Annotated in this window: 27 protein-coding genes; all 27 read left to right on the plus strand. The window is 43.3% G+C overall.

The genetic code is table 11. The features are described 5' to 3' along the window. Positions 1-56 precede the first annotated feature (56 nt). Positions 57-458, plus strand: a complete 402-nt coding sequence (locus tag MHB49_RS09160; RefSeq protein ID WP_405155897.1) for a hypothetical protein — start codon at positions 57-59, stop codon at positions 456-458. A gap of 88 nt (positions 459-546) precedes the next feature. Next, the gene (locus tag MHB49_RS09165; protein ID WP_405155898.1) at positions 547-942 is read left to right on the plus strand and encodes a hypothetical protein; all 396 of its coding nucleotides are present in this window, start codon (positions 547-549) and stop codon (positions 940-942) included. Between the two features lie 5 nt (positions 943-947). Continuing rightward, complete coding sequence (locus MHB49_RS09170; RefSeq protein WP_405155899.1) at positions 948-1,286, plus strand: hypothetical protein; 339 nt, start codon at positions 948-950, stop codon at positions 1,284-1,286. Positions 1,287-1,528: 242 nt separating this feature from the next. Continuing rightward, the gene (locus MHB49_RS09175; RefSeq protein ID WP_405155900.1) at positions 1,529-2,206 is read left to right on the plus strand and encodes an HAD family hydrolase; all 678 of its coding nucleotides are present in this window, start codon (positions 1,529-1,531) and stop codon (positions 2,204-2,206) included. Continuing rightward, entirely contained in the window at positions 2,203-2,730 is a 528-nt protein-coding gene (locus MHB49_RS09180; protein WP_405155901.1) for a hypothetical protein, read from the plus strand. The genes MHB49_RS09175 and MHB49_RS09180 overlap by 4 nt, the downstream gene beginning before the upstream one ends. Positions 2,731-2,768: 38 nt before the next feature. Continuing rightward, complete coding sequence (locus tag MHB49_RS09185) at positions 2,769-3,617, plus strand: adenylyl-sulfate kinase (RefSeq protein ID WP_405155902.1); 849 nt, start codon at positions 2,769-2,771, stop codon at positions 3,615-3,617. 89 nt (positions 3,618-3,706) lie between these two features. Further along, entirely contained in the window at positions 3,707-4,273 is a 567-nt protein-coding gene (locus tag MHB49_RS09190; protein ID WP_405155903.1) for a histidine phosphatase family protein, read from the plus strand. Positions 4,274-4,380: 107 nt separating this feature from the next. Next, complete coding sequence (locus tag MHB49_RS09195; RefSeq protein ID WP_405155904.1) at positions 4,381-4,893, plus strand: nucleoside deaminase; 513 nt, start codon at positions 4,381-4,383, stop codon at positions 4,891-4,893. Then, positions 4,890-5,267 (plus strand): hypothetical protein, encoded by a 378-nt coding sequence (locus MHB49_RS09200; protein WP_405155905.1) that lies wholly within the window; start codon positions 4,890-4,892, stop codon positions 5,265-5,267. The genes MHB49_RS09195 and MHB49_RS09200 overlap by 4 nt, the downstream gene beginning before the upstream one ends. A gap of 32 nt (positions 5,268-5,299) precedes the next feature. Continuing rightward, entirely contained in the window at positions 5,300-5,938 is a 639-nt protein-coding gene (locus MHB49_RS09205) for a Type 1 glutamine amidotransferase-like domain-containing protein (RefSeq protein WP_405155906.1), read from the plus strand. 17 nt (positions 5,939-5,955) lie between these two features. Further along, entirely contained in the window at positions 5,956-6,849 is an 894-nt protein-coding gene (locus MHB49_RS09210) for a PhzF family phenazine biosynthesis protein (RefSeq protein ID WP_405155907.1), read from the plus strand. 26 nt (positions 6,850-6,875) lie between these two features. Beyond that, the gene (locus MHB49_RS09215) at positions 6,876-7,643 is read left to right on the plus strand and encodes an aminoglycoside adenylyltransferase domain-containing protein (RefSeq protein ID WP_405155908.1); all 768 of its coding nucleotides are present in this window, start codon (positions 6,876-6,878) and stop codon (positions 7,641-7,643) included. Between the two features lie 34 nt (positions 7,644-7,677). Further along, positions 7,678-8,475 (plus strand): inositol monophosphatase family protein, encoded by a 798-nt coding sequence (locus MHB49_RS09220; protein WP_405157092.1) that lies wholly within the window; start codon positions 7,678-7,680, stop codon positions 8,473-8,475. A 45-nt stretch (positions 8,476-8,520) separates the two neighbouring features. After that, positions 8,521-9,123, plus strand: coding sequence for an HD family hydrolase (locus tag MHB49_RS09225; RefSeq protein ID WP_405157093.1), 603 nt, complete (start codon positions 8,521-8,523; stop codon positions 9,121-9,123). Between the two features lie 43 nt (positions 9,124-9,166). Then, positions 9,167-9,616, plus strand: coding sequence for an NUDIX hydrolase (locus MHB49_RS09230; protein ID WP_090894908.1), 450 nt, complete (start codon positions 9,167-9,169; stop codon positions 9,614-9,616). A 20-nt stretch (positions 9,617-9,636) separates the two neighbouring features. Further along, positions 9,637-9,969, plus strand: coding sequence for an HIT domain-containing protein (locus MHB49_RS09235; RefSeq protein WP_247901543.1), 333 nt, complete (start codon positions 9,637-9,639; stop codon positions 9,967-9,969). A gap of 195 nt (positions 9,970-10,164) precedes the next feature. Next, on the plus strand, positions 10,165-10,941 hold the full coding sequence (locus MHB49_RS09240) for a hypothetical protein (RefSeq protein WP_405155909.1): 777 nt from the start codon (positions 10,165-10,167) through the stop codon (positions 10,939-10,941). Between the two features lie 63 nt (positions 10,942-11,004). Then, positions 11,005-11,706: a hypothetical protein gene (locus tag MHB49_RS09245; RefSeq protein WP_405155910.1), complete on the plus strand. Its 702-nt coding sequence runs from the start codon at positions 11,005-11,007 to the stop codon at positions 11,704-11,706. Positions 11,707-11,777: 71 nt separating this feature from the next. Next, entirely contained in the window at positions 11,778-12,200 is a 423-nt protein-coding gene (locus MHB49_RS09250) for a hypothetical protein (protein ID WP_405155911.1), read from the plus strand. A gap of 28 nt (positions 12,201-12,228) precedes the next feature. Continuing rightward, positions 12,229-12,789: a GNAT family N-acetyltransferase gene (locus tag MHB49_RS09255; protein ID WP_405155912.1), complete on the plus strand. Its 561-nt coding sequence runs from the start codon at positions 12,229-12,231 to the stop codon at positions 12,787-12,789. A 114-nt stretch (positions 12,790-12,903) separates the two neighbouring features. Beyond that, a complete protein-coding gene (locus MHB49_RS09260; RefSeq protein ID WP_405155913.1) occupies positions 12,904-13,401 on the plus strand; it encodes a PH domain-containing protein in 498 nt (165 codons plus the stop codon). After that, a complete protein-coding gene (locus MHB49_RS09265; RefSeq protein WP_405155914.1) occupies positions 13,398-14,933 on the plus strand; it encodes a PH domain-containing protein in 1,536 nt (511 codons plus the stop codon). Before MHB49_RS09260 ends, MHB49_RS09265 begins: the two co-directional genes overlap by 4 nt. Positions 14,934-15,160: 227 nt before the next feature. Beyond that, a complete protein-coding gene (locus tag MHB49_RS09270; RefSeq protein ID WP_405155915.1) occupies positions 15,161-15,940 on the plus strand; it encodes a Cof-type HAD-IIB family hydrolase in 780 nt (259 codons plus the stop codon). A gap of 103 nt (positions 15,941-16,043) precedes the next feature. Then, positions 16,044-16,214 carry a YHYH domain-containing protein gene (locus MHB49_RS09275; RefSeq protein WP_094030689.1) on the plus strand — a complete coding sequence of 57 codons (171 nt, stop codon included), beginning with the start codon at positions 16,044-16,046 and terminating at the stop codon, positions 16,212-16,214. Positions 16,215-16,298: 84 nt separating this feature from the next. Next, positions 16,299-16,961, plus strand: coding sequence for an HAD family hydrolase (locus tag MHB49_RS09280; protein ID WP_405155916.1), 663 nt, complete (start codon positions 16,299-16,301; stop codon positions 16,959-16,961). 61 nt (positions 16,962-17,022) lie between these two features. Further along, positions 17,023-17,541, plus strand: a complete 519-nt coding sequence (locus MHB49_RS09285) for an NUDIX domain-containing protein (protein WP_405155917.1) — start codon at positions 17,023-17,025, stop codon at positions 17,539-17,541. 216 nt (positions 17,542-17,757) lie between these two features. Then, positions 17,758-18,288, plus strand: coding sequence for a hypothetical protein (locus tag MHB49_RS09290; RefSeq protein ID WP_405155918.1), 531 nt, complete (start codon positions 17,758-17,760; stop codon positions 18,286-18,288). The last annotated feature ends 50 nt before the right edge of the window (positions 18,289-18,338 follow it).

An 18,338-nucleotide genomic window follows, 5' to 3' on the forward strand; every position in this document is an offset into this window, starting at 1 on the left:
AGGAAAAAAGCGGAAGAATTAAACCATATTCTGAAGTAAGCAAGGGGAACAAAGAGATGAACGAAGAAGAAATTTTGCAGTTGTACGGTTTAGATCCAGATACCAAACATAGAGAGCGAATCAGGAAGTTGTTGCAGCAAGAGATCGAGAATCAAGAAGCCGTGGATCATGAGTATCTCAAAACCTTATGTATTATGTTATTCTGCATCGGAAATGTAGAGGACACTGGGCTGATCTGGCAGGCAAAACGTAAGAACCAGGATACAGGCAGTTATATTGATGTGCAGCTTCTGTGTGGTGCCGGTTATGAGAAGACAGTGACTTATCTGGAGCAGAATCCCGACGACTCAGCGGGAGAACAGTTGAACTATCTTAGACAATGTGAGTTATATGACTTTGTTGATTTTTCGAAAGAGGAATGGGTCTCTAACTATAAACAGTACTATAAACTACCTTAATGAGGATGTATGGTTTGACGAGCAGCTGCTGAACAGAGCATAAGCAGAGCAAGTAATGAGTAAGTGGAACGTTGAAAGGAGCCATACAATGCCAAGTGTGCATGATAACATCATATTAAGTTACGAAGTCGATTTGGAGAATGAACGTATAAGGATGCGTACCCGTTCGTATTACTCTGATTTGTCTGAAGATACGGATATCCTTTTCTCGGATGTATTGGCACATTCGTTTGATACACCGATGCAAGGCAGCATTATCTTCGATATTAACGACGTTGGTGTAGAGCATTTTATCAACTACAACCGCGATTTGTTGGAAAACGGGAGAGGTCAGGGCTGGCCTATTACGTATAAAACGGATGAAGAGCTGGAGTACAAGTTGATTGAAGGGGAATATCTGTACCTGGTCATTACCTCATCGTATGGATTAAGTGGCTGGGTATTGGCTAAAAAGGTTGAATTGATAACGAAGATGGCGGAATGAACAAGATGAAGAGTATTTTTAGCTATGACCCGAATATGATCCGCAAATTACCAGTTGTTATGAGTCTTGTCACTTTAGTTGTCATTATGATTATTACCAATCCAACCAGAACCGATTTTTATACATGGCTGGAAAGCGAGTATGGTATACATGTCTCCTACGACATCAATGAAACAACGTATACACAGATCACGAACGGCCAGGAAAAAATTCTTATTTCCAGAAGTGGACATATACAGCATGTGGGAATCTTTACGACGTATGACGAGCTTTACACAGATGGTGAGGGTAATGAGATCAAGATTAAAGCCCTTGGTGTAATGAACATGTTTTTTAAGAGATAATAGGTTACTATTCAGATGTTGGGAGTAGGAAAAGACGTATTCACATACCACGCTATTGTATGATGCAAACATGCAGAGCAGCGTGGTTTTTGTGTTGAACAGAATTCGCAAGGAGGGGCGGATTACGTTATTTGGTTCATTCGCAAATTCCACATTATGGGTTATGATGTACCTACAGAGAAAATTTAACATACATAGGAAGTTTTTTTGGGGATTAAGAGTATTTTAGTGGGAGGAATTGAATGAAAGCCATTTTCCTTGATTTCTATGGGACCGTTGTTCATGAAGATGATGATATTCTTCCCGTGATTTATAAACGGGTTCAAGCTTCAGCGCAGGTGGAGTGCACAACGGATGAGATAGGTGCATATTGGTGGAAGGCTTTTTCAACGTTGTTTCATGCAAGCCACGGCAGTCAGTTTACCACGCAAAGAATGCTGAACGTGCAATCCCTGGCAGAAACGCTTCTCCATTTTCAATCGGATCTACAAGCTGAGTCGCTTAATCAGGAACAGTTGGCACATTGGCGTAACCCAGGCATATTTGCTGATTCAATTCCCTTTCTTCATTCTCTTGAAGTTCCGGTATATATCCTTTCCAATATCGATACGGATGACGTGAAAGCCGCAATGAAGGTACATAACATTGAAGTGGCCGGAGTGATTACCAGCGAGGATGTCCGATCTTATAAGCCAAGGTCAGAGATGTTTAATGAAGCGATCAAGAGGTATGGTTTGAAGCGAGATGAGGTGATCCATATAGGGGATTCTCTGGTGAGTGATGTACAAGGAGCGCAACATGCGGGAATTAAGGCTATCTGGTTGAATCGAAAAGGAAAACCCAAACCGCAACAGATTACTCCGGATTATGAGTGCAAGAGTCTTGCCGAGGTTGTGCATATGTTGGAGGCTTGGACATGAAAAAGTTAACTGCGTTGTCGTTATTATTTCTGTTCTTAATCGCCTGTCAGGATAAAACAACCCATGAAGCTGTGCAGAAACCAACGACTCCAGTGACGGAAAGCGTTACTGATGAAGCAAACGAGCAGAAGGATGATGAAGCAGAAGCACCCAAAAAAGACAAAGGCATTCCTCCTGTGTACCTTGATGAAACGAAGTATACAGGTGATGAACTGGAAATCATCAAACTGATGAATTCCCGCATGCGTTATATGTGGGAAGAAGATGAGCAGGGCTATAGGAGCCTTTTTGATCCACAATCGCCAGTCTCAGGCACGCCAGTATCAAGCTTTTCAGGTTTTAAAGTTCGCAAGGTGGTTTCTATGAGCGAGATCACGATTCGAGAGCAAAAGAAGCTCTATGAGGCACTTGTGATGGTTACTGAATTAAGAGAGAACGAGGAAGAGGTCAGTTCTAGCATGGTGTTCTGGAAAAAGAAAGCGGATGGCGATGCTGCGAAATGGATTTTTGCAGACATCGATTAACAATAACTGAATGAAATGAAGTAAAGGGTGATGAAATCATGACAAAACAATTGATACTTATTGAGGGATTACCGGGTTCAGGAAAGTCGACGATTGCCAAGATGGTTTCCGAGATTCTGATTGAGCAAGGCAAGAAGGTGCAGCTCTTTCAGGAAGGGAATCTGGATCACCCTGCTGATTATGATGGTGTGGCCTTTTATTCTGCGGAAGAGTTCAGGTCTTTGGTGGATGCTCACGAGACGTGTAAACATATATTGGAGAGTAGAGCTACAGTCTATCAAAATGGTTTTCTAATTCCTTATCGCAAAATGAAAGAGGAGTTTGGAGTGGATTTCCCCGATTATGTGGTGCAGGAGATATTTTGCAAAGATATTTATGAACTACCTTTTGAACAAAATATGAAGCTAATCACCGAAAAATGGCGGGGTTTTACCGAAAGCGTGATAAGGGCGGATGATGACTCCATTACCATATTTGAATGTTGTTTTATTCAAAATCCATTGACCATAGGTTTGGTGAAAACCAATCAATCCAGAGAAGAAAACGTGCAATATGTTCTGGAATTGGAGCAGATCGTTCAACCATTGAATCCGCTGCTAATCTATATTCATCAGGAGGATATTGCACATACCTTTGACAAAGCAATTCAGGAAAGACCCAAGGAATGGTCAGACGGATTCGTACAATATTACACCAATCAAGGATGGGGGCTCGCGGAAGGATATCATGGTGTTGAAGGCACGGTGAAGGTTCTTCAGGCAAGAAAAGAGCTGGAGACAGATATTTATCAGTTGCTGAAGATGGACAAGTATTGGCTGGACAATTCGGAATATAACCGCGCTGCTTGTCAGGAGGAATTGGAGAGGATCCTGAAAATTTCACTTTGAGATACTAAAGTACAAGTACGAGATTTCTTCGTGCGGCAATACAATACATAATGGAGGTTTATCCGGTGTATTTGAAATAGGAGGAGCTTATGGATCTTACATTTATTCGTCATCGTCACGCTGAACATTTGCTTCATTATCCTCATCAGCTAAACCAGTTGCATCCGGGACTTACTGAACTAGGAAAGAGGCAGGCAACTGAATTACGAAAGCAAATTAAAATCTTACCGAACGACATCGTTTTGGTGAGTCCTACGAAACGAACGATAGAAACGGCACTCATCTTAACATCAAGCGATAAACTGACAGTCTGTCCACTTGTTGGCCCGAGAATGTTCCCTCAAAACCCGGAGTTCCCGGTTCTGCGCTGTGATCAGATCTATTCGAAAGATGAATTAAATGCTCAGTATACGGGTTTGCGAATTCTTGATTTTGAACTTGATTGCTGGGTGGATGGGATTAATCGGATGGAGGAACATCGATTTGAGATCTATGCTGGACAGCTAGTTCAATGGTGCAGAAATTACGGCGCGAGAACCTTTATCATTTCACATGATGGTACGATAACGAGCTATAGAGCTTTTCTTGGAGAACAGGGATTAACCCGAAGTGACTTTCTGGGCGAAGCGGGTCATTACACGATTAGAGATCTGTAATAGAGAAGAGAGGACATTTGGACATCAAACCTTTTCTCGGATTAAAGATTGAAGGACCAAGACTTTATTTTGTAAGCGGTCACTATCTACACTAAGGGGGATTTTTCGTGAGATTATCAGATTATGAATATTTAACCTTGGCTCTGGAAGAGGCAGATCAGGCGCTAATCGAGGGAACCTATCCGATTGGTGCAATCATTGTGGATGCAGATGGGAATGTCGTGAGTAGGGGCAGAAACCGAGTCTTCTCCGAATGTGATCCCACCGCACACGCTGAAGTCGATGCTATTCGTCAGGCAGGGCAACATTTGCTGGATGTAAGTAAGAAGCGGTACACGAAGAATGACCTGACCCTCTACACCACTTGTGAACCTTGTCCCATGTGTTCATGCACCATCCTAATGTCGGGGATCAAAAAGATCGTATGGGCAGCGGATGATGAAGGGTATGGCGGGCTTCGACGTTTCAAGGAGGGACCTCATTTTATCCATCTGTTCGACACACTATCCTGTGTTGCAGCACCATATCTTGATTTGGAAAATAGACAGCGGGCATTGCTTGCCCAATGGAATATTGGTAGAGGTTTGCTTAATACAGAGTGGGAGACTCCCAAACAATGAAATCCACTCCGATATCCATACTGTTAGCTAGTGCCATTTTGGGAATATCGTTTATTGTTGGCTGCCTGCTGCTATCAAATCAGGGAAGAGTCAGTGAACCGGCTCAGGCAGTGGAACAGAATATGCCGAACAATAACAAAACATTAATGACCATCCAAGAAACGGCGGAGTATCTGAGTATGACTAAAGAACAGGTGATGGACATAATCAAGGCCGAACAAGGAAGTTTCTCGGCATCGGGTTTCTTTGAAGGGAAAATGTTTCCTTTCATCAAGGTCCAAGATCAATTTTTGGTTAGTAGAATCGAGTTGGAATTGTGGGCTCAGGACGCATCTTCAAGTCATAGAAGATATATTAATGGGCAGTTGCATTAAGTAATCTGGAATTAAGGAAGGGAGGAATTCAGATGACCAAGTTGGTCTTGTTAAGTGATTTATATTTCGAAAATAACCAGAAACTGAATCAGAGAATATTGAGCTTGTTCAACTCTGACCAGCCTTCCATTGGTTATGTGCCTTCGTGTTCCGACCCGGGACGGAAATATTTCGAGCATACGAGACATTACTATAATCAACTGGGAATCAAATCAATTGATTATTATGATCTAGACCTGGAATACGAGGAAAACAGATTCAATACGATTTTTGAAACCGATGCGATTCATTTATCTGGGGGGAATACATTTTATTTTCTAAGTTTATTACAGAAGAGAAATGCAATGGGATTACTGCGTTCCTATGTGAATAAGGGCGGCATTCTGATTGGGGTTAGCGCAGGCAGTATTCTGACTACACCAACGATTGAAATTGCTGGATATGGCCAAGATGCAGACGAGAACCAGGTTGGATTAATGGACAAGCAGGCTCTGGCGCTCGTTGATTTTGAATTTTCGCCACATTGGGATGGAACGGACGAAGCTTTGGATTCATTAAGAGATTACGCACATGCCAATTCAACAACAATTTATGCTTGCAAAGATGGTGGCGGGATCGTTATCGATGGTGAAGTGGTAGAGTCATATGGCGATGTGCGTCGTATAAACTGAAAATAAGGTGGGCTACAATGAGTGAAATCACTGTATATCATTATGATGCTTTTTCGACAGTTCCCGGTAAAGGAAATCCAGCCGGAGTCGTCTTTCATGCCGATTCGTTGAATGAGGTAGCAATGCAGCAGATTGCGCATAAAGTCGGCTTTAATGAAACGGTTTTCGTGATGAGTTCCGACGTGGCAGACGTTAGATTACGATATTTCACACCGGGTCATGAGATTAATCTGTGCGGGCACGCCACGATGGCATCCATCTATGGGTTAAAGACTAGAGAGCTTTTGGAGGACAAACAGTCAATTACCATTGAGACTAATGTAGGTATATTGCCGATTCAGTTCCAGCAGGATGGCGATACAATTAACATCGAGATGAAGCAGGATCAACCCCGTTTCATGCCATTCCAAGGTGATATAGAAAAGCTGGCAAATTCCATTAATCTAACTATGGATGATCTTGATCTATCCACACCCATCGTATATGGCAGTACGGGCACCTGGACGTTATTGATACCGATTCGCAAACTGCTCTCTTTCCAACAAATGAAACCGGATTCTTCTCAATTTCCTGAGATATTAAATGAGAATCCGAAAGCCTCTTTGCATCCCTTTACTCTGGAAACCCGCGATTCAGATGCTCTAATGCATGCCAGACATTTTTCATCGCCCTTTTCGGGTACTACGGAGGATCCGGTTACGGGAACAGCATCCGGTGTGATGGGTGCCTATTATTTGGAGTATATGAATTCTGAGATGGATCAGGTTCATTTTGTTGTGGAGCAAGGGCATGAGATTGGGAGAGATGGGAAAGTTCATGTTAGTGTGGTCAGAAATGGACAGGACATGGATGTCAGAATACGAGGAACGGCTGTTTTTGTGGAGGAAATGAAAGTGGAGTTGGATACGTAACAACGTAAATGAAGGAGTGGAGTTAGGTGGATGAACAGGCGGTACTACATACAGTTACTCATTTGTTAAAAGAAGAATGTTCGGATTCCCTGGTGGGAATTTATTTGCACGGGTCCATGGCTATGGGGTGCTTCCATCCCAATCAAAGCGATATCGATATACTGGTGGTATGCCGGGAGCAGCTGTCTGCTGATACCTATCGAAGGATTGCGAAGAGATTGATGCACACCGAAGATGAAATGCACATTGTCACAGGGTTTGAACTTAGTATTATTTTGGAGTCTACGGTTGCTAAACTGACGTTTCCGACTCCATTTGAATTTCATTACTCCGGGTATCACCGGGAAAAGTATAGAACGGATGATCAATATCTTTGCGGTGGATACGAAGATCCGGATCTGGTAGCACATCTGGCCGTTATTGTTGACCGTGGAATTGTGCTTGTCGGCAAACCGATTAAGGAGTTATTCCAGCCCGTAAAACGTGAATATATGTTGGCCTCTATTACATCTGACGTTGGTTCAGCTATGGAAGAAATAACGGAGAACCCTGTTTACTATGTTTTGAACCTATCACGGGTGCTATTGTATGTGAAAGAGTCGGTTATATACTCCAAGCGAGAAGCAGGCGAGTGGGCACTCATTCATATTTTACCGAAGTACAAAGAAGTCATCTCACAATGTCTCGCAAAGTATAACGGAGAGCTGGAAAACGTGAATCTGAGTGATGATATGCTTCTGGATTATGCGAAGTACATGTTGAACGAAATTAAAGGTTTGGCGGAATCTGGTTGATCCCGTTAACAAGTAACCGAACGGAGTGATGGTCATCGAACAAACCATTCGTGTAGCCCAAGAGATTGCGGAGAGAGTCATTCGAAGAGCAGGAAAAGTTGCCAAAGATCATTTTGATCAGATCACCTGCGCAGAGGAGAAGGGCATCTTTGGCGATGTTGTTACTGAAGTAGATCATGAAGCAGAGCGGATGATATGTGATGAAATTAGCATTCGTTTTCCCGATCATGAGATCCATAGTGAAGAGCGGGGGCATAACGGACAGAAGAGTGACTGGCTGTGGATGATTGATCCGTTAGACGGAACAAACAACTTTGCCATTGGTCTACCGATATTTTCCGTTTCCATTACATTAATGTATCGTTCAGAACCCGTTCTCGGGGTTATTTACGAACCTCTGGTGGATCGTTTGTTTGTGGCATCACGTGGGAAGGGAGCAAGTTGTAATCTGAACCCCATGAAAGTTCAGAAGAAAGAGCAGATTCATAAAGGGACCATTGGCTGGATTCAAGGGCATCAGGTACAAAATGAGGAGAAGGCAGTACGGCTACGTCAACATCTGGATGTTCGTTTCAAACGGATGATGCGATTATGGGCTCCAACCTTACAGTGGTGCATGTTAGCTAAGGGGGATATTGACGGCATTGTGCTCTACAATTCGGAAGGAGACGATTTGTATTCAGGCATATTAATGGCGAAAGAAGCAGGTGCCATTGTCATGGATTTTGAAGGGATTCCCTTTGAAGGCATGAATTCAGAGCCATATCTGATTGCCTGTCATCCGGACCATCGTGATTATTTCCTGAGTGTCGTTCGGAAGGGAATGAACTGATGATTAGCGAGCTTAATAAGCATGAATTTTATAATCCGAAGGAGAATGATCGTGAACGAATCATTACAGAGTCAGATTCAATTTCTCATTGAGATTGATAAACTGAAAACGATAGAACGAAAAACGAGAATCATGCATGGCGACAGACTCGAAAATGATGCGGAGCATTCCTGGCATCTGGCGATGATGGCCTTGATTTTGCAGAGTCACTCCAACAAGGAGGTGGATATTCTCAAAGTCATTAAGATGCTCCTCGTTCATGACCTCGTTGAGATCGATGCCGGAGATACATTTGCCTACGATACGGTAGGGCATACGGATAAATATGACCGCGAGATCAAGGCTGCCCATCGACTGTTTGGGATATTGCCTGAGGAACAGGCCCAAGAAATGTTGAACTTGTGGCTGGAGTTTGAGGCAAAGGAGACCCATGAAGCACAGTTTGCCTCGTCGATGGATCGGTTGCAGCCGTTGATCCACAATCATCAGAATGAGGGAGATACGTGGCAGAAATACAATATTTCAAGTGAACAGGTGTTAAACAGAAATCGGGAGATTGAGAACGGTTCCGAAACATTGTGGACGTACGCACAGCAGATTATCCAAAATTCCGTAGACAAGGGAATCTTGACTAAATCCAAGTCTTAGAGACACATAGAACTTATCTGATTACAGACGGGGGAAAATCTTTATGGGATATATCATGGAGTTGAGAAAGCTGGTGGGTTCGCGCCCTCTAATCATGGCTGGTTCATGTGTGTTGGTCTTCAATGAGCAGGGCCATCTGTTATTGCAAAGACGTACAGATAGTCTGGATTGGGGAACCCTTGGCGGATCATTGGAACCGGGAGAATCGTTGGAGGAAGCTGCTGCCCGTGAATTATATGAGGAAGCTGGACTGAGAGCGGGTGCGTATAAACTCATTACCGTTTTTTCAGGTCAGGACATGTATTACAAGTATCCGCATGGAGATGAAGTGTATAATGTCATGGCAGTCTATGAAGCTACTGAAATTCAGGGCGAACCAACCGTCATGGATGATGAAGGATTGGAACTGCGTTATTTTGATCTGAGCATGCCGATCCCCGAGATTAATCCGTTCACGGAATATGTGCTGAAAAAAGCAGGATATATTAACTAATTAGTGAAAGGAGATCGTATATGACGCAGGATTTTTATTGTGATGAAGTGCTTAGTGGTAATACCAAAGTGAATATCGTCATGGAAACAGACAAGGTGCTGGCCTATCATCATACCCGACCATACTACAAACATCATATCGTTGTTATTCCTAAGATCCATATCCAATCGTTCATTTCACAGGAAGAAGAGAATAATGAAGAACTATTACTGGAGATCATGCGCGTTATCAAAAAGGTTGCTGCGGACATGGTTGTCCAAACGGGTTCTTCCAAAATCGTAACTAATCTGGGTACTTACCAGGATTCGAAGCATCAACACTGGCATGTGGTAAGTGGTGAACGTGTCCAATAAAATAAAGTAAGGTCTTCCTGCCGGATGTTCGGGGGAAGATTTTTTGATTGTTTTATCTATATGAGAAACGAGGAGAACGGTTCTAAGCTGTAGAAATCTCACTCAACAATAGAATTATCATTTTTCTCTCAGTGTTTTATTATTGCTCTATTGATATGATTGAATCATCATTCAACTAAAGAGAGGGTAAATGACATGGATACTTTTTTAGAGCAAATCAACGAATTGCAGGAGCTTCAAAAAGATTTGGTCAGTATACATCCCTTATTCAGAGAGCATTATCCCGTGGTTGTGGCATATGAAACTTTGTTATATATCTATGATTATTCGTCCGAGACACAGCAATATGAATGGGTAAAAACTGTTCCAGATGACCTGAATATTCCGGATGAATGCCTTGCAGCATTCCCGGTGCATCACATGGATGGGCGGATGTGCGCAGTGGTGACAGATGCGGCGTTCCAAAATTTTGAGCAGAAGGTCTACCTCTATCATGAGTTTGTCCATTGTTATGTATATGAGCAGTATGCCGACATGGGTGACCGCCTTGAGATTAAACGTAAGATGGAGCAAATCAAACGTGTAACATGGGAACTGGATTATGAGTTTCCTTATGACAATGAGATGGTTGTCCAGCGGATCACTTCGTTGCTGTCAGCCTTGAAGAGTAAGGATCTTTTGCAAGTGAAAGAGGCTAGAGTTGCCCTGTTCAGCTCTTTGAGTGAAGAACAAGGGGAGTACTTCAACTGGCTGGAATGGAACGAAGGTTACGCGCGCTATCTGGAGAATCGAATTCGGGAGAAATTTGGACTGGAAATCAATCATATTGGGGACTCAGCCCCGTTTAATCGTCTTGTTTTCTATGAATGCGGGTCGGAATACATAAACCTGCTCGTTAACGAACAGCCGGAACTTCAGACGGATTTGGGGCAGTTATTTGAGAGGATACAAACAGAGCGAGTGCAGGCTTGAACATAGGTTATATTGATTTTCTTTTGTATGTATAGCAGATCTGTGAAAAAGGAGATGATCTCTATGCCACTGCCAATGGTCCATTTAAATGTAGCTGTTCTTTTTGAAGAATCCTTGCAAAGACATGTAGAGCGAGCTCCGTTCTATCTGGGAAATATCGCACCCGACTCTATTCATATGCGCGAGAATTGGACAAGAGCGGATAAGGAACATACTCATTTCAACCCTAAGGATCAGATTGAGGGAGATTACGTTGAACAACTAAAAAAACGGTATTCAACCTACATTCAGCAACATGCAGATGAGGGGTGGAAATGGTTCGTGCGGGGCTACTTTATGCATGTCCTGACAGACTTTTACTGGTTCCGAAGCGTTCATCCCGCATTTGTGGAGCAGGTTACCATTACGGATCAAGATTCGGGTATAAACCGAACCAAGGATGAACTTGGATGTCTGTATTACCAGGAAACGGATCAGATTGATTTTAACCTTTACCAACAGGCGAGTTGGAGTAAAGAAGTCTGGCAGATGCTTGCGATTGCGCCTGGTTATGATATTGCTGATCTGTTAACCGCCGAGGAGATTCTGGGCTGGCGGGAGCGTACGTTTTCCTTTTTTAATGAAAGCGCCAACGAACCCGGTATTGTTCCCCAGTACATTACGGATGTAAAGAAAAGTGCTTTCGTGGCCGATACCGCCCAGCGTTTAAAAGTGCTGCTCCAAGGATGGGACCCCGAGTTACAGCATGTGAACATAAGCATTTAGAGCTAAATACAGATGATTTCGTATAGACTGAGTACTATGGTGTTTAGTTGAGCCGGGAGGTATATATGCTAATGAAAAAAGCAGGGATTCTCTTGGGTCTCTTCGCGGTGCTTCTTGCAGGCTGCAACCCTCCGAATGTAACTAATTCTAGTCCGAAAGAAGCTCTTCCTTCGCTCATCACATTAACCTGCAACCCGGACTTCAGATTTGAACCCTGTCAAAATATGCAGTTTAATAAGCCTGACGAGATCCGAATGTTCGTTGAGGCCATTGAAGAGGCGGAAATTATACCTGGAAATATGAATTATGTAGCACAGTATAAGATGAATATTATGAATAAGGACGATTCCCTGATGAAGTATGATTTCTCTATAGGAAGCGATCCCGAAATGAAAGCTCTTCTGGTAAACCATGAAGATACGACCACCGGATATAGTATATCCATTCAGGATGCAAACCGAATAAGAAAACTAATTCAGAGTCATACGGATTAACCAGCTATTGAAACGGAGAGACGGTCATATGAGTCACCTAATTACTATTCAACCTTTAACATCATCGGATATGGAGGGTGCCTGCCGGGTATTCGAGGCATCCATTACGGAAGCATTTATACAGGAGGGGCTGGGTTCCCTGCACGAAGACATACGCGATGAAATTGAACACAAAAAAGCGATGCTTCACTCAGCCTTGTATCCTGACAACAACCAGGAATCAGATGTCTTCTTTCTATTAGCCAAAAGAGAAGATAACGTCGTAGGCACCATTTCGTATGGGCCTTGCGGCGAGGAGATTCAAGAATGCACAGATAACCAACTGAACCACATAGGGGAACTGGGTAGTCTCTACGTTCTGCCAGAGGTTCAGGGTCATGGAATTGGCTCTGCTCTCATTCAGGCTTTGGCTGCTGAACTTCAGAGGCGTGAGATTACGCATTTTTGCCTGGATAGTGGATATCGGACAGCGCAGAAGAAATGGCAGCGGAAGTTTGGAGAACCCTATGCCGTGGCAAAGAATTATTGGGGTGAAGTCACGGACCATATGGTGTGGTTATGTGATGTGAATGATTTTGCAGCAAAATAAAATAACCTAAGAGATGACGACCTGTACTGAACAGGGGTCATCTCTTTTACTGAGTCAATCTTTCTGCATCGATAGAGGACTATTCTTCGTACAGTAAGAAAAAGGAGTGAAGTTATGCAGTACATACAGAGTACACCCGAGCAACGTTTATCGCCGGATGCCATAACCATATGGAGAATTAGTGCGATTATATCGAACGGAATAGGGTTGATTGTGCTTGCAGCACTGCTGGTTCTGGATTCCGTCTTTGGATGGAGGGCGTGGATTGGCTGGTTGCTGTGGGGAGTGACTGCCATCTCAGTGCTGTATGCGGTGTGGGAGATTTTTATCCGGCCTTCATTGTTATACAAGCATTGGTATTACGATGCGAATGAGGAGTTCTTGCAATTGAAACACGGGGCCCTGAAAAAGGTACATCAGATCATTCCCATGGCCAAAGTACAATCCGTCACGACGAACCAAGGTCCCCTTTTGAGAAAATATGGTCTATATTCCGTATCGGTTGGTACGATGGGTTCATCTCATACGATCCCGGCGCTGCCAGAGGAAGTGGCGTTTGAACTGCGTAATCAGATTGCGTCCTATGCAAGGATTAACGAGGTGGATGAATGAATGAGCTGAAAAGACAGCACCCGTTAGCCATGCTCTGGAGTTTGTGGAAACTGGTGAAAAATTCGTTTGCATTTATCGTTTTTTTATTTATTCTTCGTCATGGCTCGGTGTCCACGTGGGTTATGTATGGCAGAATTGTCTTCTATATAGCCATCGCGTGTAGTGTAATAGTCATTATTTGGAGCTGGTTTACGCTGCGTTATACCGCAGAGGATAAGGCTTTTCAGATCTACAGTGGGGTGTTCAATCGTACAAGAAGAACGATTCCCTATACCAAAATTCAGAATGTAAACCGGCATACGTCGCTGTTTCATCGTTTGTTCGGCGTCACATCCATCCGTTTTGAGACGGGCATCAAGGGAGAAGATGCTACTTTTCAGCTGCAAGTCGTTTCACTTTCAGAATCAGATCGGCTTGAAAAGTTTGTAGCGGGACACATGTCGGAAGCGAATGTAACCAGTGATGCTGTAGAACCAAACGAAGAACCAGTGATACGACCTGAACACGTAACACTGGAAGAATATATCCCCTCGACGGTAAAAGAAGAACTTGAACGGATTATCCATTACAAGTCCACCCGAAAAGATATATTCAAAGCTTCTTTTACGTCGCTCAGCTTTCTGGTACTTATTCCGATTCTGGGATCGCTCTATTCGTCGATAAAAGATTTCTTTCCCGATGAAAAAGTGACGGAGAGCATCCTATTAACGTGGCTGGATACCTGGTGGATTACCGCATTGATCATTACAGGACTTATTGCTGTTTCCATTATGCTAGGGATTATCAGAACCTTTGTAAAGTATGGTGATTTCCAAATCTCCTCTGATCGCAAACGGATCTACATTACGAAAGGCATGTTGGAACAGACCGCATTTTCAATTCTAAAGGAACGAGTCCAGGCGGTTAAAATCACGCAGTCACCAATGAAAAGACTGCTAGGACTGGCAGAAGTGGAACTAACGACAGCGGGTGGTGTGGGTGAATCCGACCAGGAAGTTAACTCGCTCTATCCTTTTCTGCCTGTGAAGCAAGCTTACGAGATGATCTCGGAGATTTTGCCATCTTATCAGGTAACGCAGGAGATGCAAAAGCTTCCACGAAAATCATTATGGCTGCGCATGTTGATACCAAGCTGGGTGTGGATTATTGCAACAGGTATACTGTTTTATTTCAAACCGGTGATTATGGGTCAGCATCAGGCGTGGTGGATGATTTCCGCTATTCTGTTACTGTGGGTGGTCATATGCAGATTAGTTGATTTCCTCCATACACGATACGTGCTGAATCAGAACTTTATCCAGTTGCGAACGGGTGCATTAACCTCAACACTATACATCTCCAAGCGGGAAAAAGTCATTGAGGTACAGATCACCCGAAATCTGCTGCAACGCTGGTTTGGCGTTGCTTCAATTCAAACCGTGAATCGTGCCAAACCTGTTCTGCGTCACACGCTAAACGATATTCCGCCTGAAGCTGTAGAGGCGTTTCAGTTATGGTATATGGAGCGGAGCCAGAACGTCCAGACCCGTTAATGTAAAGGCACGGAGAGGACAGAAATAACCTGAAGAAACGAAGCGTTCGCCTAAAAGCTTTCTGAAAGAAAGCTACATCGGAAGCATACGCTATCCCCGGATTTTACCCTTTGAAAATAAAAATTAAAAAAATCTGGGGATAACAGCGATCGGAAGGTTGTTCTGTCATCGGAGTGGCAGGTGTAAATATCCTTTAGTTCAATTTATATAGCTTAGGAGGTGTGTCATTGATTAAAATCGTATTTTTGGACGTGGACGGTACGTTACTCAGTGAGAAGGATCGAAGTCTCTTGCCAAGTACAGAGGAATCGATTCGACAATTGATTCGTAAAGGCATACAGGTTGTTCTGGTCACTGGCAGACCTTATAATTTATGCGGGGAGTTCAGGAAACTTGGCATTGAGACCCTGATTTCGGCTAACGGTGCATTAATCAAGAGCGGTGAAGAAGTGATACATAAATCAGTGCTGTCTCCACAAATGGTTAGAGAATTCAGTGAATTTGCCGAGCTGAACGGAAGAAGTATTTCTTATTTTACAGAGTCATTAGAGATGAATGGTTTATGCGGGGCGGATGTGCGTGTCACGGATGCATTGAGGGATACGCTCGGTCTGATGGAGTCCCCCTTGAACATCAGTTCTTTGGAACAGGAAGTGTATTGCATTTGTTTATATGCCGATCAAGCAGAGGCAGAGAAATTTCATTCCAGATTTCCTTCATTAAAATTCGTGAGGTTTCATCCTTACGTGTCTAACGTACTGGAAGAGAACGAAGTATCCAAATCGATAGCGGCAGGGAAAGTGCTCGCCCACCTGAATATATCGAAAGAGGAAGCAATGGCCTTTGGCGATGGTGAAAATGATATTGATTTGCTAGAGTACGTGGGTCTTGGCATTGCGATGGGAAACGGAGGAGAGCGCGTCAAACAAAGTGCCGACTATGTCACACTGCGAGCAAGTGAGGATGGCATCACACATGCGTTGAGGAAGTTTAAAATCATAGAATAAGCAAATTTTGGAGTAATAAGGATATCCTAATTATGGGTTTTCATGTAGAATGATGGAGGATGAATTAAGCCCTAAAGCATAGGGTGTGATCGAAGGGTGACTTATGAAAAAGGTTGTCATTGTAATTCTGTCTCTTGTCGTACTTATTGGTGTGTCTTCTTCAGCTTATGCCCATCCAGGCAGACTGGACAAAAATGGTGGACATAATTGTTCCGCGAAATCCAAACAAAAGGGCCTGTGCACAGGCTACCATTATCACAAAAAGAAGAAATGAAAATGAGTTTTACAAGGTAAACCCAGCCCTGGCCTAAACTATGGTTGGGTTATGTGTTACAGACCGGACAGGAGGAGCATGACGATGGATCATATTAAAGCGATTATTTTTGACCTGGACAATACGATTCTCAACAGAACAAGTACCTTTGAAGGCTTCAGCCAGAGCTTGATCAACACTTATTTTGCCCATCTTGAGACTACGGATGATATTCTTAAACGAATTATTGAGCTGGATGAGGACGGTTACAAGGACAAGGATGTCTTGTTCAACGAGTTGCTCCATGAACTGCCTTGGGCTGAGAATCCGCCTCACGCGGAGCTTATGGATTTCTATGGCAGAGAGTATGTGAGAAGTGCTGTTCTGATGGAGCAGGCGCGAGAAGTGGTTCAGCATCTAAGAGGAAAATACAAAACAGGTTTAATCACCAATGGTAAGACTGAGATTCAGTATGGAAAAATCGATCAACTTGGCATCCGGGATGATTTTGATCATATTATCGTTTCGGAAGAGGCTGGAGTTAAAAAGCCCGATCCTCGTATTTTTAAATTGGCATTGGATCATTTCAACCTCTCTCCCGAGCAATGTATCTACATTGGGGATCATCCCGTCAATGATGTGGAAGGAGCGGCAAAAGTAGGCATGAGCACGATTTGGATGAAGGTCAATCAGCCTTGGCAGGACAGCATTACAACCCAGCCATTGCATGCTATTGAGCATCTTGGTGAATTAAAGGGCTTGCTCTAGAGAAGATCGTCAGATTAGATTCGAAATTACACTACATAACAGAACATTGAGGAAGGTGCGCATGGAGATCAGACAAATGGCTACGGCGTTTTTGAGTAATGGAAACGACATGTTGATGATGAAGAAGGCAGGCAGCAGGCTGTTCGATTTTGAGTTCTGGGGTGGTATTGGCGGGCATCTGGAGCACGGCGAGCTTAACTCACCAATGACCGCCAGCTATCGGGAGATCGAAGAAGAGACGGGGTTCAAGCAATCGGAAATTGATCATTTCCGTCTTCGATATGTGCTGTTGCAGTATAGCGACGGTGAAGTTCGGCAGCAGTTTGTATATTTTGGTGAGACGACACATCGAGCCTTTATTCCATCGGATGAAGGGGATTTATTTTGGGTTCCTTTCGATGAGCTGCTGGATTTACATACATCCATTCTGATTAAAGCTGCGATCCGGCACTTTTTGCAGAATCAGGAGACCGACGAAATATGGATCGGAAATGTCCTGAATGGAGAAGGGGCAGCGGCCAGACCAAGGGTGGAATGGAGCATCATGCAAGACACGATATCATTTGAGTCCATAGTCTAATATTAATATTAGTCGCCTTTGCCACGAGCTGACCTATTACTGTTGGAAAAAGGCATACTGTCAACCGAGTAGGCGACTGTTAAAAAGAGTGAGGATAATGGCCATCCCCACTCTTTTTTATTACCTCGTGTTGAAAACAGATGCTTTCTTTGGAAGGGGAAAGGTATGAGATCCAACCTAAAACATAACAGATGGTTCAAGGGATGTCTTTTGCTGATGCCCACAATTCTATTGTTATATTTGCTGGTTCAGTTATTTCCTTACACGAGTCTAATGAGACTGATCATGTTTCCCTTAATTGTGATGATCAATGCAGGCATTATCTTCATTGCAGGACAAAAAACAGAAAAGAAAGTAACCCATACCGTGAAGGGGACATTACGAAATGCATTAATCATACTCTTAACTCTGCTGGTTACCATTGCGTTATATCCTCAGGCATCGGATCGGCACATTGTCGTTCAAATCAAAGATGGAATACTTGCCATAAGGCATTCTGAAGATATCACACCAAAGGATCTCAAGCTCAATAAAGATCAGAGCGGCAAAATTATTGGGGATTCCAATGAGCGATATGTTGTAGCACTTTATAAATTTAGGCAGGACATTCCGATGGACGGTTCATTTCACATCTATGAGAAAGCAGGTAACCGGACCTTTGATCCGGTGATTAACAATGAGAAACAGATTCCTGAGAAATTGATGGGCTTTCATAAGCTGATGTGGTGGGTTTTGGAACGTAATTGATCTGTATCAGAGCGGCATTATCTTTCGGCCAAACTCCTTAATTCTAAACG

This window comes from Paenibacillus sp. FSL K6-0108 (genome assembly GCF_045040695.1).
GTDB classification, from domain to species: Bacteria; Bacillota; Bacilli; order Paenibacillales; family Paenibacillaceae; genus Paenibacillus; species Paenibacillus pabuli_B.